Annotated in this window: 20 protein-coding genes; 10 read left to right on the forward strand and 10 right to left on the reverse strand. The window is 71.8% G+C overall.

Annotated features, from left to right (window positions below; translation table 11 throughout):
* Positions 1-15 precede the first annotated feature (15 nt).
* Positions 16-378, reverse strand: coding sequence for a winged helix-turn-helix transcriptional regulator (locus tag ACSJDX_RS03875; protein WP_438354267.1), 363 nt, complete (start codon positions 376-378; stop codon positions 16-18).
* 97 nt (positions 379-475) lie between these two features.
* On the opposite strand from ACSJDX_RS03875, the gene ACSJDX_RS03880 reads away from it, so the two are divergent.
* The 9 genes from ACSJDX_RS03880 to ACSJDX_RS03920 all read left to right on the forward strand — a co-directional run bounded on the left by ACSJDX_RS03880 (position 476) and on the right by ACSJDX_RS03920 (position 7,765).
* A complete protein-coding gene (locus ACSJDX_RS03880) occupies positions 476-1,339 on the forward strand; it encodes an SDR family oxidoreductase (RefSeq protein WP_438354268.1) in 864 nt (287 codons plus the stop codon).
* Between the two features lie 201 nt (positions 1,340-1,540).
* The gene (locus ACSJDX_RS03885; RefSeq protein WP_438354269.1) at positions 1,541-1,855 is read left to right on the forward strand and encodes a hypothetical protein; all 315 of its coding nucleotides are present in this window, start codon (positions 1,541-1,543) and stop codon (positions 1,853-1,855) included.
* 132 nt (positions 1,856-1,987) lie between these two features.
* Entirely contained in the window at positions 1,988-2,185 is a 198-nt protein-coding gene (locus ACSJDX_RS03890; RefSeq protein ID WP_438354270.1) for a three-helix bundle dimerization domain-containing protein, read from the forward strand.
* Between the two features lie 158 nt (positions 2,186-2,343).
* Entirely contained in the window at positions 2,344-2,961 is a 618-nt protein-coding gene (locus tag ACSJDX_RS03895; RefSeq protein WP_438354271.1) for a hypothetical protein, read from the forward strand.
* Positions 2,962-3,040: 79 nt separating this feature from the next.
* Entirely contained in the window at positions 3,041-3,769 is a 729-nt protein-coding gene (locus ACSJDX_RS03900; RefSeq protein WP_438354272.1) for a YcnI family copper-binding membrane protein, read from the forward strand.
* Between the two features lie 2 nt (positions 3,770-3,771).
* Entirely contained in the window at positions 3,772-4,380 is a 609-nt protein-coding gene (locus ACSJDX_RS03905) for a copper resistance CopC family protein (protein WP_438354273.1), read from the forward strand.
* Between the two features lie 79 nt (positions 4,381-4,459).
* Positions 4,460-5,914: an O-acetylhomoserine aminocarboxypropyltransferase/cysteine synthase family protein gene (locus ACSJDX_RS03910; protein ID WP_438354274.1), complete on the forward strand. Its 1,455-nt coding sequence runs from the start codon at positions 4,460-4,462 to the stop codon at positions 5,912-5,914.
* 4 nt (positions 5,915-5,918) lie between these two features.
* Entirely contained in the window at positions 5,919-7,241 is a 1,323-nt protein-coding gene (locus ACSJDX_RS03915; protein ID WP_438354275.1) for an NtaA/DmoA family FMN-dependent monooxygenase, read from the forward strand.
* An 11-nt stretch (positions 7,242-7,252) separates the two neighbouring features.
* Positions 7,253-7,765 (forward strand): NADPH-dependent FMN reductase, encoded by a 513-nt coding sequence (locus tag ACSJDX_RS03920; protein WP_438354276.1) that lies wholly within the window; start codon positions 7,253-7,255, stop codon positions 7,763-7,765.
* 34 nt (positions 7,766-7,799) lie between these two features.
* Here ACSJDX_RS03920 and ACSJDX_RS03925 read toward each other — a convergent pair whose 3' ends face one another.
* The 9 genes from ACSJDX_RS03925 to ACSJDX_RS03965 form a co-directional block, all read right to left on the reverse strand.
* Positions 7,800-8,480 (reverse strand): SDR family NAD(P)-dependent oxidoreductase, encoded by a 681-nt coding sequence (locus tag ACSJDX_RS03925; RefSeq protein WP_438354277.1) that lies wholly within the window; start codon positions 8,478-8,480, stop codon positions 7,800-7,802.
* Between the two features lies 1 nt (position 8,481).
* Positions 8,482-9,357, reverse strand: coding sequence for a siderophore-interacting protein (locus tag ACSJDX_RS03930; protein ID WP_438354278.1), 876 nt, complete (start codon positions 9,355-9,357; stop codon positions 8,482-8,484).
* Between the two features lie 64 nt (positions 9,358-9,421).
* Positions 9,422-10,561: a DMT family transporter gene (locus tag ACSJDX_RS03935; RefSeq protein ID WP_438354279.1), complete on the reverse strand. Its 1,140-nt coding sequence runs from the start codon at positions 10,559-10,561 to the stop codon at positions 9,422-9,424.
* 62 nt (positions 10,562-10,623) lie between these two features.
* Positions 10,624-10,938 carry a hypothetical protein gene (locus tag ACSJDX_RS03940; RefSeq protein ID WP_438354280.1) on the reverse strand — a complete coding sequence of 105 codons (315 nt, stop codon included), beginning with the start codon at positions 10,936-10,938 and terminating at the stop codon, positions 10,624-10,626.
* Between the two features lie 40 nt (positions 10,939-10,978).
* Positions 10,979-11,884, reverse strand: coding sequence for a polyphosphate kinase 2 (gene ppk2 / locus ACSJDX_RS03945; protein ID WP_438354281.1), 906 nt, complete (start codon positions 11,882-11,884; stop codon positions 10,979-10,981).
* A 78-nt stretch (positions 11,885-11,962) separates the two neighbouring features.
* On the reverse strand, positions 11,963-12,949 hold the full coding sequence (locus ACSJDX_RS03950; protein ID WP_438354282.1) for a squalene cyclase: 987 nt from the start codon (positions 12,947-12,949) through the stop codon (positions 11,963-11,965).
* Positions 12,950-12,995: 46 nt separating this feature from the next.
* Entirely contained in the window at positions 12,996-13,868 is an 873-nt protein-coding gene (locus ACSJDX_RS03955; RefSeq protein WP_438354283.1) for a DUF6999 family protein, read from the reverse strand.
* Position 13,869: 1 nt separating this feature from the next.
* The gene (locus ACSJDX_RS03960; protein ID WP_438354284.1) at positions 13,870-14,541 is read right to left on the reverse strand and encodes an iron-containing redox enzyme family protein; all 672 of its coding nucleotides are present in this window, start codon (positions 14,539-14,541) and stop codon (positions 13,870-13,872) included.
* Positions 14,538-15,680, reverse strand: a complete 1,143-nt coding sequence (locus ACSJDX_RS03965; RefSeq protein WP_438354285.1) for a 3-oxoacyl-[acyl-carrier-protein] synthase III C-terminal domain-containing protein — start codon at positions 15,678-15,680, stop codon at positions 14,538-14,540. The genes ACSJDX_RS03960 and ACSJDX_RS03965 overlap by 4 nt, the downstream gene beginning before the upstream one ends.
* A 104-nt stretch (positions 15,681-15,784) precedes the next feature.
* Here ACSJDX_RS03965 and ACSJDX_RS03970 point away from each other — a divergent pair, with 104 nt between their 5' ends.
* A complete protein-coding gene (locus tag ACSJDX_RS03970; RefSeq protein WP_438354286.1) occupies positions 15,785-16,441 on the forward strand; it encodes a histidine phosphatase family protein in 657 nt (218 codons plus the stop codon).
* Positions 16,442-16,444: the final 3 nt, after the last annotated feature.

Here is a 16,444-nt window from a genome sequence, read left to right on the forward strand (position 1 = left end):
GACATCCCGTGCGGGTCAGCGGGCGAGGATCTCCTCGGCGTGGCCGGCGATCCACTCCATGAGCGGCAGCATCCGGTCCATGAGCTCGCGCCCGCGGTCGGTGAGCGAGTACTCGACCCGCGGGGGCACCTCGGGGAACGACTCGCGCCGCACGAAGCCGTCGGCCTCGAGGGTGCGCAGCGTCGAGGCGAGCATCTTCTCGCTGATGCCGTCGACCTCGCGACGCAGCTCCCCCCAACGCAGGGTGCCGTCGGTGAGCGCCAGCAGCACGAGCGTGCCCCACTTGCTCAGCACGTGGTCGAGCACCTCACGCGTCGGGCATCCCTGCGTGAACACTTCGCCATGGGCGCCGCGGATTCCCGAAAGACTTACCTGCACGTGGGTACCTTACCTCAAAGTGGGTACCCACCATGTGGAATGCCAGGAACGACGATCACGGTTCCCCTCTGACGCAACCGCTACGAAAGGCATCCCCATGACCATCCTCGTCACCGCCGCCTCCGGCCACCTCGGCCGCCACGCCCTCGACGCCCTCGTCTCCGCCGGCGTGGAGCCCGCCGACATCGTCGCCGGCGCCCGCACCCCGTCGAAGCTGGCGGATGCCTCGGCCCGCGGCATCCGCGTCGTCGAACTCGACTACGACCGCCCCGAGACCCTCACCCCCGCGCTCGACGGCGTCGACCGGGTGCTGTTCATCTCGAGCTCCGACGTCCGGGACCGCGTGACCGGCCACCGCAACGTCGTCGAGGCCGTGCGTGCGGCCGGCGTCGACAAGCTCGTCTACACGAGCGCGCCGAAGGCGACGACGGTCGACTACGGCATCGGCGCCGACCACAGGGCGACCGAGGAGGCCATCGCCGCCGCCGGCATCCCCGCCGTGATCGTGCGCAACGACTGGTACCACGAGAACTACCTCGGCGACGTGGCCGGCGCCCGCGAATCCGGCGTCATCGCCGCCGCAGTGGGCGACGGCCGCGTGGCCAGCGCGAGCCGTGCCGACTACGCCGAGGGCGCGGTCGCGGTCCTGCTGGCGGACGGCCGCATCGGCGACGTGCTCGAGTTCGCCGGCGACGTCGCATGGGACTACACCCAGCTCGCCGCTGCGGCCTCCGAGGTCGTCGGTCGGGAGGTCGTCTACGTTCCGCAGACCCGCGAGGAGAAGGCGGCGCAGCTGTCGTCGTTCGGCCTCGACGCGGGCATTGTCGCGTTCGTCGTCGGCATCGACGATGCGATCGCGAACGGCGTGCTGGCCGACACCGACGGCACCCTCTCGCGCATCCTCGGCCGCCCGACGACCCCGCTCGTCGAGGGACTGCGCGCCGGTCTCGTCGCCGCCTGAGGTCCGCGCCGGTCTCGTCGCCACCTGAGGTCCGCGCCGGCGGGCCGCTGCAGAGGTTCGCGCCGGGGAGGAGATGGGCGCTCCGGGAGGACGGATGCCGCGCCATCCGTCCTCCCGGAGCGCACAACTCTTCCCCCAGCGCACGACTCCTCCCGACGCACGTCGACCCCGAATCACCCGCCGCGCGCGGATGATGGAGATATGGCGTGGAACTACCTGCAGGTCGAGGCATCCGGCACCGTCCTGCACCCCACCGTCGGCCCCGGCGACCTTTCCCGCGCCGACGCCCACGCGTTCGTGCGCACGCTGCTGACGCGCTTCGCCGAGACGGCGACGTACGCGGAGGCGCTCGTCGACGCGTGGGACGAGGGCGCTCCCGACGACACGGTGTACGCCGCCTCGTTCATCTGGGCGATCTACGAGGCCGACGATGCGGATTCCGGCGCCCGCGCCTGGATCGACGACCTCTCCCGGTCGCTCCGCCGCTCCGGCTCGAAGGTGCGCGTCGCCTGGTGAGAGTGCGGTGAAAGTTCACCCACGCGCCGCCCGCCCGACGTATGGTCGGGCCATGAGCGATCAGACCTCCGCGCAGGACCCGAACGCCGACGCCGTCGAAAAGCCCACATCGAGGAGGTCGACGTCGAGCACGTGGTCGAGCGCCTCACCGAGAAGTTCTCCGATCTCCCCGCCGCGGTCGTGGAGGAGACGGTCACCGAGATCCACGACTCGTTCGACGATGCCGCCGTGCGCGACTTCGTGCCGCGCATCGTCGAGCACGAGGCCACCGAGAAGCTCCGCGAGGTCGAGGCGGAGGCGTCGACCTCCGACCCCACGGCCGCGGAATAGCCGCCACGCCCTGCACGTAGCCCTGCACGTTGCCCGCCGAGGGGACGCACATCGCGCCCTTCTCGGGCGAGGGGACGGCGATCGGCGTCCCCTCGCGGAGGAACGGCTCCCATCCGATCGGCGTCCCGCGGCCGAATAGGCTGGGATCGAGGAGGGTCATGTCGTCGAGGGCCGGACGCGCGGAGCGCGCATGGCGCGGGGTCGCCGCGGCGTCGTTCGCGACCTTCGTGGCCACCGTCTCGCACGTGGCGGTCACCGGCGAGGCGCCCGGTCTCCCGAACCTCCTGCTGGCTCTCGGCCTCGCCGCCCCGATCTGCGTCCTGCTCACCGGCCGCGCGCCGTCGTGGGGGCGCCTGTCGATCGCCGTCACGCTCAGCCAGGTGCTGTTCCACTCGCTCCTCGCCCTCGACCTGACCGGCGGCGCGACGACGGCAGCGGGCGACGGGATGCTGCACCACAGCGGCGACGCGATCAGCGGCATGGCCGCGGCATCCGTCCCCGCCATGCACAGCGCCGTCCATCACGGCGCGGACTCCCCGTGGATGTGGGCGGCGCACGCCCTCGCCGCGGCGATCACGATCCTCGCCCTCGGCACCGGCGAGCGCGCCCTCCGCGCGATCGCCGGAGTGCTCGCCGACACCTTCCGCGCGCTCGTGCCGTTCCGCACGGCGCGCCCTGCGACCGTTCCCACCTCCGCACCCGAGGCGCCGCTGCTCGGCGCGGGCATCGCGGTGCTGTCGCTGTTGAGGAGGCGGGGTCCGCCGCTCGCGGCCTGACCCCCGACATCCACTTCCTCACCCGCGCGTTCTCCGCGACGTCCTGTCGCGCGCGCACTCCTCAGAAAGCAGCATCCTCATGCTCCGCAAGTCCCTGTTCCGCCGCGCCCTCGTGGCCGCGGCCGTCGGCGCCGTCCTCGCGATCGGCGCGCCGCTCGCCGCATCCGCCCATGTCACCGTCAACCCGAACACCGCCGATCCGGGCGCCTATTCGACGCTCGTGTTCCGGGTGCCGAACGAATCCGAGACCGCCAGGACGATCCGCGTCGAGGTGAGCCTCCCGGCCGACACCCCGTTCACGAGCGTGCTCTACCAGGCCGTCCCCGGATGGACCGCGACGATCGTCGAGGGCGCGCTGCCCGCGCCGGTCACCGTCGGCGGCAACGCGATCACCCAGGCCGCGCGCTCGATCGTGTGGCAGGCCGACCCCGGCGGCGGCCTGGGCACGGGCCAGTTCGTGAACCTCACGGTCGTGCTCGGGCCGGTGCCCGACACCGGTCACGTGCTGCTGCCGGCCGTGCAGACCTACGACGACGGCTCGATCTCGAACTGGACGGCGACCCCCGACGAGGTCGCCGCCGACGACACGCTCGACCCGGCGCCGGTGCTGTACATCACCGACACCCCGCCGGCCGGACACCACGGCGCGGCGACCACCGCGACGCACACGACGACGGATGCCGCAGCCACGGCGCCCGCGTCGTCGGACTCGGGTGTCGCGCTCGGCCTGAGCATCGCGGCGCTCGTGGTCGCGGCCGGTGCGGCCGTGCTCGGCGCGCTCGCGTTCGCGCGACGCCGGAAGGCCTGACCGTGCGCGGCGTTCCCCGCCTCGCCGTCCGTGCGCTCGCCTCCGTGGTGAGCGTGGCGGCGATCGCGGGGGGCGTCGTGCTCGGCGTCGCCCCCGCGGCGTCGGCGCACGACAGCCTGGTCGCAGCATCCCCCGCTCCGGGGGACACCGTCGCGTCGCTCGATGCGGTCGACCTGACGTTCAGCGCCAACCTGCTGAACCTCGGGGCCGGAAACATCGTGATCGTGGTGGGGCCCGACGGCCGCCACTACGAGACGGACTGCACCGCGGTGGCGGGCACCGCGCTCACCACCCCCGTGGCACTCGGCCCGGCCGGCGACTACAAGGTCACGTGGCGGGCGGTCTCCTCCGACGGCCACCCCGTCTCGGACACCTACGCGTTCACCTACGCCCCCGCGCCCGGGGCGGTCGCAGCGGCGGGATCGGCCGGTCCGGTGTGCGCCACCGACCCGGTCTCGACCGAGACGACGGCACCGGATGCCTCGGCCCCCGCAACCGGCGGGATCGACGGGCTCACGCTCGGGCTGGTGCTGGGCGGCGTCGCCGTGGTGCTCGTCGGCGTCGTGATCGCGGTGATCCTCCGCACCCGCGGCGGCGAGGACGAGGAGTAGGTCCCCTCGGCGATGCCCTCGTGACGGTTCGTGACGGCGGCATCGTCGAGAACGACCGGCAGCGCCTAACCTGGCCCGCATGACTTCCGCCGCCGACACTCCCTGGGGCGGCCCGGAGAACCCGGGTCGCCTCGGGTTCTCGACGCGCCAGCTGCACGCCGGTGACGAACAGCACGGCCCGCACCAGCCGCGCGCGACCCCGATCTACCTCACCGCCGGATTCGAGTTCGACGACCTCGACCAGGCGCAGGCGCGGTTCTCCGGCGCCGACTCGGGCTTCAGCTACACCCGGGTGAGCAACCCCACCAGTGCGGCCGCCGAGCGACGCATCGCCGACCTCGAGTCGGGGATCGGCGCGCTGCTCGTCGCAAGCGGCCAGGCCGCGACATCCACGACCCTGCTCGCGCTGGTCTCGGCCGGCGATCACATCCTCGCGGCCTCGAGCATCTACGAGGGCACGCGCGAACTGCTCCGCGACGACCTCGCACGACTGGGCGTGAGCGTCGACTTCGTCGCCGATCTGCGCGATCTCGACGCCTGGGAGGCGGGCATCCGCCCGAACACCAAGCTCGTGTTCGCCGAGTCGATCCCCAACCCCAAGAACGACGTGCTCGACATCGCCGCAGTGGCCGAGATCGCGCACCGCCACGGCGTGCCGTTCGTCGTCGACAACACCCTGGCGACGCCCTACCTGGTGCGCCCGATCGAACACGGCGCCGACATCGTGGTGCACTCGGCGAGCAAGTTCCTCGCCGGACACGGCACCGTGCTGGGCGGCGTGATCGTCGACGCGGGCACGTTCCCGTGGGCGGAGCGGGCGGATGCCTACCCGCAGCTCGCCGCCGAGCGCGGCCCCGACGGACGCACCGTGGTGGAGCGCTCCGGCCCGGCCGCGTTCCTCGACCACGCCCGCCGCGTCGCGATGCGGTACGGCCCGTCGCCGTCGCCCCTCAACGCGTTCCTCATCCTCCAGGGCATCGAGACGCTCTCGCTGCGGGTCCGGCACCAGTCGGCGACCGCCCTGCGGATCGCCCGCTGGCTCGAGGAGCACCCCGCCGTCGAGTCGGTGGACTACAGCGGCCTCGCCTCGAGCCCCTACCACGCGGTCGCCCAGCGATATCTGCCGAACGGCCAGGGCTCGGTGTTCGCCGTCACCGTCCGCGGCGGACGCGAAGGCGCCCGCCTCGTGCAGAACTCGCTGCAGCTGTTCACGCGGATGTCGCACCTCGGCGACGTGCGCTCCCTGGTGCTGCACCCCGCGACCACGCTGCACGTGACGAGCACCGACGAGCAGCGCTCCGCACGCGGCATCGCCCCCGGTCTGCTGCGCCTGTCGATCGGACTGGAGGACCCCGAGGACCTCATCGCCGACCTCGAGCGCGCGTTCGTGGCGCTGGCGTCCGTCGATCCGCTCGACCCCGCTGTCAGCGGGCTGACCGCGACCGATCCGCTCGAGCCTGGCGTCGGCGGGCTGTCGACGACCGACGAGGGCGCGGCGGGACCGGCCGTCGCCGGGCCGACCGTGACAGCATGACGCCATGACCAAGCAGCAGCACTTCGGCTGGTTCCTCTCCCGCGGATTCGGCCCGCACGGCTGGGCGCGCCCCTACTACGAGTGGAACTACCGCTGGCAGACGCCGGAGCTCTACCAGCAGTCGGCGCGCGAGCTCGAGCAGGCCGGTTTCGACTTCGTGCTGATCGAGGACGCGCTGTCGGTCGGCATCAGCCCCGAGACGCTCGACCTGCGCGTGCGGAAGGCGTACGGCGGTCCGAAGCACGACCCGTGGACGCTCGCGCCCTACCTCTTCGCCGCCACCCAGCACCTCGGCGTGATCCCGACCGCCAACCCCGCGGGGTGGCATCCGTACACCGCCGCCCGCCAGTTCGCCTCGATGCAGCACCTGTCGAGCGGACGGCTCGGTCTCAACGTCGTGACGGATGTCGGGTCCGCCCACCACTTCGGCCAGGAGCGCCTCCCCCACGACGCCGCTTACGACCGCGCGCAGGAGTGGCTCGACGCCCTCCGCCTGCTGTGGCGCAGCTGGGACGACGGCGCCCTCATCGCCGACCCCGAGACGCAGATCTACGCCGACGGCACGAAGATCCGGGCCGTGGAGCATCGCGGGCAGTACTACTCGTTCGACGGACCGCTCAACGCCGAACCGCTGCCGAGCGAGCCGGTGATCGCCTCCCCCGGAGGGTCGCCCCGCGGCATCCGCTTCGCCGGTCAGAACTCCGACATCCAGCTCGCCCTGTCGAATCTCGATGTCGACCAGGTGCGCGCGTACCGCGAGAAGGTGCGGGCGGATGCCGTCGCCCACGGTCGCGACCCGTCCACGATCAAGACGATGTTCGTGTTCAAGCCGATCGTCGCCACGTCGGCGGAGGAGGCCGACCGCATCGTGGCCGCCTCGGCGAACCCCGACGAGGCGGCGCTCCTCGCGGTCGCCGAGGCCTGGTCGAGCGACCTCGAGACCGACCTCACGGCGCTCGACCTCGACAATCCGCTCGACCCGGCCATCTTCGGCCAGCACGTGTCGCAGGGCACCATCAAGGGCCTGCGCGGGCGGTTCGAATCGTTCGAGGGCGTGCCGTTCCGCGAGATCCTCGCCGGAAAGGCGCGGCTCGGGCGCATCGGCGACGGCATCAGCGGCACGGTGGGCACGGCCGAGGAACTCGCCGACGTCATCCAGGCACTCGGCGACGACGCCGACAACGACGGCCTCATCTTCTCGGGCGACCTGCACCCCGTCACCCTGCACAAGGCGCTCGACGAGATCGTGCCGATCCTGCGCCGTCGCGGCATCCTGCGCACGGAGTTCACCGGCGGCGGGCTCGGCGCCAACCTGTCCGCGTTCTGAGGAGCTTCCCCGTGGCCTCCATCGTCGTGCTCGTCGGAAACCCGCAGCCCGCGTCGCGCACGCGACGTGTGGCGGAGGAGATTGCCGCGCAACTGGCGGAGGGGACGGATGCCGTCATCCAGCCCACGATCGATCTCGCCGACGTCGCCGGACGGCTCTTCACGTTCCCCGACGCCGAGGTCGACGCCCTGCTGGAGCGGGTGGCGGCGGCCGACGTGCTGGTGGTGGCGAGCCCGACCTACAAGGCGGCGTACACCGGCCTGCTGAAGGCGTTCCTCGACCGCTACGGCAGCAACGGACTCGCCGGGGTCACCGCTGTGCCCGTGCTCACGATCGGCGCGCCGATCCACGCCCTCGCGGTGGAGCACATCCTGCGTCCGCTGCTGGTCGAGCTCGGCGCCTCGGTGCCGACGCGCGGCATCGCGTTCCCCGCGGCGGACGTCGAGCGTCGCGCGGAGATCGTGGCGACCTGGGTCGCGGCGGAGGCGTCGCGTCTGGCGCCCGCGCTCACCGCGGCTCGCTGAGCCGGCCCGAGGTCGCGGAGCCGCCGCACGGGACTCAGAGTCCGGTGACGCCCCGGACCCGGTGGCCGACGGCGATCGACTCGCCCGAGATCGCCCCGGACAACGGCGACAGCAGGAACGTCACCACCGCGGCCACGTCGGCGGGCGAGCACTCCCCCGAGCGGCCGAGCGCGACATCCGTCGACGGGCTCTCCGACACGATGCTGGGGCTCACCGCGTTGACGGTCACCCCGGTGCCGGCGGTGGCATCCGCGAGGTTCTTCGCCGCGATGATGACCGCGGCGTTGCGCACCGAGCCGGTGATGTTGCCGGTGAGGAACGCGTTCTGCCCGCTGATGCCCACGACCCGCCCGTAGCCGGTCTCCGTCATCTCGGGCAGCACCGCGTTGGCCAGCCGCAGGAAGGTGAGCGCCTTCGCGTCGAACGCCTCGAGCACCTGGGCCGGATCGCTGTTGCGCGCCGGGTCGAGGGTGCGCGCACTCGGCGCGGCGGTCACGACGAGCCCGTCGAGACGGCCGTGCGCGGCCCGCACCTCGCTCAGTCCTGCCGCGACGGACGCGTCGTCGGAGGCATCCATCACGATCCCGTCGGGCGCGTGCCGCGACGCCGGCACCGCGATCGCCCCCTCGGCGCGCAGCTGCGCCACGACGGCCCGGCCGATCAATCCGTGGCCGCCGACGACGAGGATCACGCGTCCCGTCAGTCCGAGATCCATCTCATGCCTCCTCGACGGGGAACAGCTGTCCGATCGGCTCGCGCTTCTCGGCTTGGAAACGATCCTCGGTGCGGCCGCGCGCCCAGTATGCCGACAGCGACATATCGGTGCGTCCGAGCCCCCAGCGGTCCTGCAGCAGCGCGCGCAGCGCCTTGGTCTGCTCCCGCTCGCCGTGCACGAACGCCTCCACGATCCCGTCGACCGGCTCGATCGACGACGCCGCCGCCACGACGTCGACGCCGGGCGCGCGATGCACCCAGCGCACCTCGACTCCAACCGGCGCGTCGAGCGGGATCTGGTCGTCCGCACCGTCGACCTCGATCAGCACGACACCGTGCGCCTCCCGAGGCGCCTCCGCGACCGCCGCGGCGATCGCCGGGATCGCGGACTCGTCGCCGGCGTACAGGCGGAACACCGAGGCATCCGTCGTCGGGGTGAACGCCCCTCCGGGAAGGGCCAGGCACAGGAGATCGCCCGGTTGCGCGGACGCCGCCCACGGGCCCGCGATCCCCTCGGTGCCGTGCACCACGAAGTCGATCGCGAGCGATCCCGACGCGTGGTCGACGTGGTGCAGCGTGTAGGTGCGTCGCACCGGCAGGTCCTCCAGCGGCAGCCGTTCGCGCAGCTGCTCGAGGTCGTACGGCGGCACGAGACCCAGTTCGGGCTTGGCGAACAGCAGCTTGGCGTACGAGTCGGTGCGGGCGAGCCGCTCCGGGTCGGCGGCCGCGAGGTACGCGTCGAATCCGGCCCCGCCGAGATGCACGCGTACCAGGCTGTGCGAGATCCGCTCGGTGCGCAGCACCTCGAGCACGTGTGGGATGCCTCCGCGCCGCGGTCGCTCGATCGTGCGGGGTTCGTTCGCGACGGCGTCGGGCATGGTCCTCCTCGGTCGACGTCCGGGTTCGGATGCACCCGGACACTTCGATCGTAGGCGCGGCGACTCAGCCCGAGGCCGGTGTGACCACGTCCGCGACCGGTGGGACGGATGCCGCACCCCGCGTCGCCGGCGACGACGGCCCGGCCGTCGAGCTCGGCCGGAACGGCAGCGGCACCTCGCCGGTGAACGACCCCGCGGTCGCCGTCGACGACACCGCGCCGGCGCGCTCCGGGTCGGCGAACATCTCGACCGTGGCCGTCGCCGAGACCGGCGGCCGCTCGGCAGCCGCGCCCGCCGCGTGCGCGCGCGGACGCGCGGCGATGACCGACACCGCGATGCCCACCAGCGCGATCACCCCGCCGAGCACCTTGAGCGGCTGAGGGGTCTCGCCGAGGAGCAGCGCGAAGCCGTAGCCGAGCACCGGCACCCCGGCGGTCGCCGTGCCCGAGACGACGGCCGGAACACGCTCGGCGCCGTAGTTGAACAGCACCATCGTCGGCACCGTGACCACGAAGGCCAGGAGCAGGATGCCGAGCCACCCCACCGCGTCGGACGGCCATGCGATCGTGCCGGCCACCTGCTCGGCGCCGAGCCACGGGAGCAGCATCACGACGCCCCACACCACCGTGGCGGTGGACAGCACGACCGGTTCGGGCAGGGGGCGCGCCGGGGCTTCGGGCAGCGCCCAGCGTCGCAGCAGGACGGTGTAGGCGGCGTACGCGACCAGCCCGGCCACGAGCAGCCCCGCGCCGACCCCCACCTGGGCTCCGACCGACGCGAGCGCCACCCCCGCCGTGGCGAGCACCAGACCGGTCGTCATGCCGGCGTTCATGCGCTCGCGCAGCACCAGCCACGCGAGGGCGGCCGTGAGCACCGGCAGGGACGCCGACATGAGCGCCGCGGTCCCGGCGCCGGTGGACGCGAGTCCGAGATTGCTGGGCAGATAGTAGAGGGCGACCCCGGTGAGGCCCAGGATGACCGCCCTCCGATCACGCAGCGACGCGGCCAGCGCCGCCATCCCGGGGCGCCCGCGCAGCGCGACGAGAGCGACCATCAGCGGCAGGGCGAGCAGGAGGCGCAGCTCCGACAGCACCGCCGGGGAGGCGGTGTCGAGCACGAGCGCGCTCAGCACGTAGGCCGTGGACCACAGGACGACCGAGAGACCCACTGCCGCGTACGGCAGCCACGGTCGAGAAGGCAGCACGACGAGAATCCTACGGCCGTGCGAGGGGTGCTCCGGACCGCGGACTGGGGTGGCTCCCGCGGTCAGATCCCGGGGGTGCCGAACCCCGATGTCCCGGGCTGATCCATCTGCCCGTACTTCCCTCGCTCGCGCCGCGCCTCGGCGAGCGCGCGGTCGCTGTCGGTGCCCGAATGATCCCCCGCGCGCGTGATGCGCACCATCCAGCCGATGCACACGGCGACGAACACGGCCGCGGCGATGACCCCCATCATGACGCTCTGGGTGACGAATCCGAAGAGCGCTCCGGCGCCGGTCGCGCAGATCAGCACGGCCGCGTTCGCGATGATGCGAGGCATCCGGGCCGTGGACTGCCCGCCGTTCTCGGTGTTCTCGTCCATCCGTCCACGCTACGGGCAGGGCTCGCGCGACGGAACCCGTCTACTCGTCGGCGGTCTCCTGCTTGCCGCGCATCACCAGCAGCGGGTCCGGAGTGCCGACGACCTCGTCGTCGCGCCCCTCGTAGTCGAACTGGCCGAGGAAGAAGCGCATCGCGTTGACGCGGGCGCGCTTCTTGTCGTTGGAGCGCACGATCGTCCACGGCGCGTGCTTCTTGTCGGTGCGCCGGAACACCTCCTCCTTCGCTTCTGTGTACGCCTCCCAGCGGTCGAGCGAGGCGATGTCCATCGGCGACAGCTTCCAGCGGCGCACCGGGTCGAGCTGCCGGATCGCGAAGCGGGTGCGCTGCTCGGTGCGCGAGACCGAGAACCAGAACTTCGTGAGGTGGATGCCGGACTCGACGAGCATCTTCTCGAACGCCGGCGTCTGCTCCATGAAGGTCTCGTACTCGTCCTGCGAGCAGAACCCCATGACGCGCTCCACCCCGCCGCGGTTGTACCAGGACCGGTCGAACATGACGATCTCGCCCGCGGTCGGGAAGTGCTGGATGTAGCGCTGGTAATACCACTGGCCCTGTTCGCGGTCGCTGGGCTTGGTCAGCGCGACGACGCGCGACGACCGCGGGTTGAGGTGCTCGGTGAACCGCTTGATCGTGCCGCCCTTGCCCGCGGCATCCCGACCCTCGAACAGCACGATCGCCTTCTTGCCGGTGTCCTCCAGCCAGTACTGGAACTTCAGCAGCTCGACCTGCAGGCGGTACTTCTCCAGCTCGTAGTCCTCGCGCGACATCCGCTCGGTGTAGGGGTACCCCTCCTGCCAGGTGTAGACGGGGTCGCCCTGCGGGTCGATGAGGTCGGGGTCGGGGGTGTGCCCGTCGCGCACCGAGTAGCCCTGCTGACGCAGGTGCTCGATGTACTCCCGGAGGCCTTCGACTCGATCGTCCAGCATGCTCACTCCTCGCCGGGTCGGGCGCCCGCTCACGCGCATTATCCCGACGTCAGGTGACGCGCAGGAGAACGGACGGATTCAGGCGGAGGCTGCCGCCTCCCACCAGTCGAGCACCCGCGTGCCGATCAGGGTGAGCCACGGCGACGGCTCGCCCACCGGCACGTCGATGTCGAACCACACGCGCCCGGCGAGCCGCTCCTGCTGCAGCCAGGTGCCGTCGGGCTGTCGTGCCGCCCGCACCAGGTCGATCGGGTCGGTCAGACGCGGGTCGGGCGGCGTGCCGTCGTGAAGGGATGCCGCGCGGAAGTGGTCGAGGGCGGCCAGAGCGCTGTACTGGTGGCGGTTGGGGTAGACGAACCGGTCGACGAACTCGCCCACCGGCTCACCCGTCGACGCCCGGCGGATCAGGCCGCGAGCGAGGAGGTACTCCTCGCCGCCGTGACGCGCGTCGCGCACCGACGTGTCACCGGTGAGCTGCTCGTAGGCGAGGAGGCCGCGCAGCGCATTGAGGGTCGAGTGGAACGACGACCGCGTCGAACGCTCGTCTTCGGGGCCCTCCTCGGCCGCGCAGTTCCAGCCCCCGTCGGCGAGGCGATGCGCGGGGAACCACGCGGCGAGCTGCGCGACATCGGCGCCGAGCCACGCGCCGTTCGCAAGGGTGAACGAGTTGATGCACACGTCGACCTCGCCGCCCCAATAGGGCAGGTCGTCGAACTCCCAGCGCGCGTTGCGGTCGAGCTTCTCCGCGGTGCCGGCCAGCACCGAGGCATCCACTCCGAACTCCCGCAGGTCTTTCAGCGACCAGGTCGTGGCCGTCCAGGGCTGCCCGGGTGCATCGCGCTCGGGACTGTCGAAGAAGCCGGCGGGGAAGTACGCCCCGCCCTCCCACTGGCCGTCGTCGCCCTGCTGCGCGAGAAGCGCCGCGCCGAACCCCTCGGTCGCGACGCGGGCGCGGGTCGCCTCCCACACCTCCGGCGGCGCCCCGGTGAGATCGCGCTCCACCTGCCAGCGCAGCGCCGGGTCGGAGTCGAGCAGCCAGTCGAGCACCTTCGGTTCGAGAGCCATGCCCCGCACGGTACCCGCCGCCCCCGACACCGTCCAGGGCGTTGCCTCAGTCGAACTCGGCCTCGGTGTCGCGGGGGTACCGGCCGCCGGCGAGCTTCACGAGGTGCGCGTGCGCGTACTCGCACACGAGGGCGTGCCGGTACACCATGCGCGGGACGTCGACGTTGGAGTCCATCCACAGGCTCATGCCGGCGAGCTTCCAGTGCCGGAAGGTGTCGTCGCCGGTGATCAGCGCGAGGATCTCGAGGAACGAGTCGTCGAAGCGCATCGAGTGCACCGCACGGCGGTACTCCTCGACGGTGAGCGCCATCGAGAACGGGATGTTCATGAAGCACAGCGCCGTCTGGATGTCGAGGCGCAGCCGCCGGTGCACGTGCCGCTCCGCGTCGAGATGCGGGATGTCGAGCTGCGCGAAATCCAAGGTCGCCGGGCGATCCAGCGGCACGCCGTCGAGGGCGATCAGCACGTCGTAGACGTTGACGTCGTGCTCGACGACGGCGGAGTCACCGAGTTCGGCCAACGCCACCGGGCGCAGGGTCACCGGCTCGATACGGGCGCCGGTGTTGCGGATGATGAAGTTGACGAGGTTCGTCTCGATCACGAAGTGGCGGATCAGCAGCTCGACGGCGTCGGGCGAGACGTAGTGGCGCAGGAACCACACGCACAGCGTGTCCATGGTGCGCAGCGGCATCCATCGGAACGGGAGCACGCGCTTGATGACCGACACGATCGCCACGACCACCCGCGACACGATGCGCACGACCGGGTAGAGCCACCGGCGCGACAGGCGGCGCTGGTCGCGGATGATCTGCCGCACCACAGCTCGGTCGAGCGGCACGGACGGGTCGGCGTAGATCGCCTCCCACATGCTCGGGTCGGAGCGCACGAACTCCGGGATGGTCGGCAGCGGCGTCGGCACGTCAGCGATCCAGTTCTTCGAGCTGCAGCACGTAGAGCCGGGCTACCACTTCGGCGCACCGCACGATGTCGTCGGCGGCCGCGTCGTCGACGATCCCCGATGTGAGGATCGCCTCGAGGTCGCCGGTGTGCGCCCCGTCGGCCTCCTGGTGATAACGCATGAAATGCACCTGGTTGTCGGCGAGGCCGAGCACGTCCTGGAAGCGCGCCGCCCAGCCCGCGGCGCGCTTCGCGCCGAGCCCCTCGATGACGAACATCGCTCCGAGCAGCCCCACCGGGTTGGGGCGGTCGGCGTAGTGGAACATGTAGCCCGACAGCGCCTCCGAGCCGAGGTTCTTGCGTCCGGCGCGCAGCTCGTCGAGCGAGCCGCCGATCGCCACGTAGTCGCGCTCGAGCATGAGGTGGTCGCGGTGCTCCTCCTCGGCATGCCGGATCGCCGCGGAGCGCAGGTCGAGGTGGTCGGTGTCGAAGTTCGAGGCGGCGCGCGAGATCCACGGCGACCCGTCGACCACCTGCTGACGCAGGTTGAACAGCAGCCGGCGGTAGTCGTCGAGTGTGACGGTGCCGGCGGCCAGGCGCGCGAGCACCGGCACGGTGTCGAGCCTCTCCTCCAAGTCGGCCCAGACCTCGGTGAGGCGGACGAACAGGGTGTCGGCGACGGTGTCGGTCGTCATGACGATGCTCCTTGCGGGTCGGGTGGGGCGACGACGGTGAGATGGGCGAACGCGAAGGAGAAGCGGCCCGACTCGGGCACGGCCAGCAGCACCGTCTCGCCGGGCGCGAAGCGGCCGGTGCGCCAGGCCTCCTCGAGGGCGATGAAGATGCTCGCCGCCCCGGTGTTGCCGCGCGTGGCGAGGTTGGAGAACCAGCGGTCGGTGTCGAGGGTCGGGATGCGGTTGCGGAGCGCCTCGAACGCGACGTCGCGGAACGCGTGGGTGCTGTAGTGGCAGATCACGTGGTCGAGATGGCGCACGTCGACCAGGCCGATGTCGACGAGCTCCTCGAACTGCGCGATGCCGCAGCGGGCGAGGTCGTCGAGCATGCTCACGTCCTGCCGCAGCAGGAACATCCCGGCCGCATCGGCGGCGCTCACCGGAACGTCCTGCCAGGTGGTGCCGACGGATGCCTCGGGCCCGGCCATCCCGGCGCGCATGCACACATCGTGCTCGTGGGCGAGCGACACGTGCCGCACCCAGTCGACACGCAGCGACGGCTTGTCGGGGTGCGGCTGGAACTCCACGACGACCGCGCCGGCGCCGTCCGACAGCATCCACCGCAGGAAATGCGCGTCCATGCCGGCGCGGATGCCTACATATCTCCGTTCGCGGAGGCTGCGGCTGGCCAGCTCGGAGCCGACGACCGCCGCGCGCGGGTGGTCGCCGAGGCGGATCTTGCTCACGGCCGCGTCGAGCGCGGCGAGGCTCGACGCGCACACGCCCGACGCGGAGAGCACCTGCATCGGCCCGCCGCCGAGTCGCCCGTGCACCATCGACCCGAAGCCGGGCACCAGCACGTCGCCGATCGTGGTGGCGGTCGCGAGCATGCGCAGGTCGCCGGCGCCGATGCCGCGATCGTCGAGCGCGGCGGTGAGCGCCTTGACGGCGAGCTGCTCGTTCAGCTCGGTGGGCTCGCCGTTCTCGTCGAGCGCGTAGTGGCGCTGCCGGATGCCGTTGGCCTCGAGGATGCGGCGACGGATGCGGTCGGTCACCGCATCGGTGCCGCCGAGCCGTGCCGCGATGCCGTCGTTGTCGACCGGGTCACCCGGAAGGTAGGACCCGAATCCGGTGAGGTAGGCGGCCGCGGTCGAACCCATGGTCCGAGACTATGCGAACCTCTCGCGGTGACGCGGAGGAGCGGGCGCGCCTCTCGAATCGGCGTCGTCCCGCACGGTGGAGAAACGAACAGTACGGTGGCGGTGTGCCCACGACAGATCCCCTTCCCGACCATCCGGCGCCCGACAACCCCACCGGAAAGCTCGTGCTGTTGCGCCATGGCGAGACCGAGTGGTCGAAGAGCGGTCGGCACACCGGGCTCACGGATGTGCCGCTCACGAATCGGGGCGAACGACTCGCCCGTGAGGCCGGCGGTCTGGTCGCCGGCTACGACTTCTCCCTTGTACTCACGTCCCCGTTGGAGCGGGCGAGACGCACCGCGGAGCTGGCGGGCCTCCACGCCGAGGTCGACCCTCTCCTGGTCGAGTGGGACTACGGCGGCTTCGAAGGGCGCACGACCCGCGACATCCGCCGCGAGCTCGGCTACAACTGGAGCGCGTTCACGCACGGCGTGATCCGCGGCACGACCCCCGGCGAGACCGTGGAGGAGGTGGCCGGCCGCGCCTCGCGGGTGCTCACCCGGGTGCTGCCGGCGATGACGGAGGGTGACGTCGCCCTCGTCGCCCACGGCCACTTCCTGCGCATCCTCACCGCGGTCTTCCTGCGGATGGCTCCGCGATTCGGTGCGCAGATCACCCTGGACGCCGGATCCGTGTCGGTGCTCAGCTTCTACCGCGAGCAGCCGGCCATCCTGTCGTGGAACTACGGCCCGGAGCTGCCGCTGGAGCCATCCGAGTCCTGACCG

Origin of the sequence: Microbacterium fluminis (assembly GCF_051549805.1) — a bacterium.
Classification (GTDB): Bacteria; Actinomycetota; Actinomycetes; order Actinomycetales; family Microbacteriaceae; genus Microbacterium.

Bases quoted from the DNA above. Each gene is read 5' to 3' on its own strand.
- ACSJDX_RS03880 (WP_438354268.1), top strand. From the start codon at position 476: ATGACCATCCTCGTCACCGCCGCCTCCGGCCACCTCGGCCGCCACGCC.
- ACSJDX_RS03885 (WP_438354269.1), top strand. From the start codon at position 1,541: ATGGCGTGGAACTACCTGCAGGTCGAGGCATCCGGCACCGTCCTGCAC.
- ACSJDX_RS03895 (WP_438354271.1), top strand. From the start codon at position 2,344: ATGTCGTCGAGGGCCGGACGCGCGGAGCGCGCATGGCGCGGGGTCGCC.
- ACSJDX_RS03900 (WP_438354272.1), top strand. From the start codon at position 3,041: ATGCTCCGCAAGTCCCTGTTCCGCCGCGCCCTCGTGGCCGCGGCCGTC.
- ACSJDX_RS03910 (WP_438354274.1), top strand. From the start codon at position 4,460: ATGACTTCCGCCGCCGACACTCCCTGGGGCGGCCCGGAGAACCCGGGT.
- ACSJDX_RS03915 (WP_438354275.1), top strand. From the start codon at position 5,919: ATGACCAAGCAGCAGCACTTCGGCTGGTTCCTCTCCCGCGGATTCGGC.
- ACSJDX_RS03925 (WP_438354277.1), bottom strand. From the start codon at position 8,480: ATGGATCTCGGACTGACGGGACGCGTGATCCTCGTCGTCGGCGGCCAC.
- ACSJDX_RS03930 (WP_438354278.1), bottom strand. From the start codon at position 9,357: ATGCCCGACGCCGTCGCGAACGAACCCCGCACGATCGAGCGACCGCGG.
- ACSJDX_RS03940 (WP_438354280.1), bottom strand. From the start codon at position 10,938: ATGGACGAGAACACCGAGAACGGCGGGCAGTCCACGGCCCGGATGCCT.
- ppk2 (WP_438354281.1), bottom strand. From the start codon at position 11,884: ATGCTGGACGATCGAGTCGAAGGCCTCCGGGAGTACATCGAGCACCTG.
- ACSJDX_RS03950 (WP_438354282.1), bottom strand. From the start codon at position 12,949: ATGGCTCTCGAACCGAAGGTGCTCGACTGGCTGCTCGACTCCGACCCG.
- ACSJDX_RS03960 (WP_438354284.1), bottom strand. From the start codon at position 14,541: ATGACGACCGACACCGTCGCCGACACCCTGTTCGTCCGCCTCACCGAG.
- ACSJDX_RS03965 (WP_438354285.1), bottom strand. From the start codon at position 15,680: ATGGGTTCGACCGCGGCCGCCTACCTCACCGGATTCGGGTCCTACCTT.